Origin of the sequence: Bradyrhizobium sp. Arg237L (genome assembly GCF_029990105.1) — a bacterium.
Classification (GTDB): domain Bacteria; phylum Pseudomonadota; class Alphaproteobacteria; order Rhizobiales; family Xanthobacteraceae; genus Bradyrhizobium.
In genome coordinates this window covers 1-543 of record NZ_JAQMIL010000212.1, presented here as the reverse complement: position 1 = coordinate 543, position 543 = coordinate 1, and the positions used below count along the sequence as shown (strand labels likewise).

1 protein-coding gene is annotated in these 543 nt (G+C 67.2%); it reads left to right on the top strand.

The window, feature by feature from the left end:
* The coding region (locus OZ411_RS43030; protein WP_282532815.1) for a transposase at positions 1 to 543 on the top strand (543 nt) is incomplete at both ends.

Here is a 543-nt window from a genome sequence, read left to right as displayed (position 1 = left end):
GCGCGGGTCAAAGCCGACCTCACCGAGCTGGCACGGAGCGGCCAGACGCAGTTGTCGACGACGGACGCCGATGCCCGGCTGCTCGCAAAGAGCGGCCAGCGCGTTGCCGGCTACAACGCGCAGATCGCCGTCGACGCCAAGCACAAACTCATCGCCGCCGACGCCGTCGTCAATGATGGCAACGACAGCGGCCAGCTCCATCCGATGGCGCTGGCGGCAAAAGAGGCCTTGGGCGTCGAGACGCTGCAGGCCCTGGCCGATACCGGCTACTACAACGGGGCGCAGTTGAAGGCTTGCGAGGACGACGGGATCGTCGCCTATGTTCCGCAAGCCAGGCGCACGGACAGGCTCAAGGCGCAGGGGCGCTTCAGCCACGCGGAGTTCAGCTATGTGGCTGACGCTGACGCGTATCGCTGCCCGGCGGGCGAGCTTCTGACACGGACGCCAAGCCCCAAGACCAATGGTGGCCGCATCGAGAGCCGCTATGTCAGCCGCAAGGCGGTCTGCGATGGCTGCTCGTTGCGCGGCCGCTGCGTCGAGAAG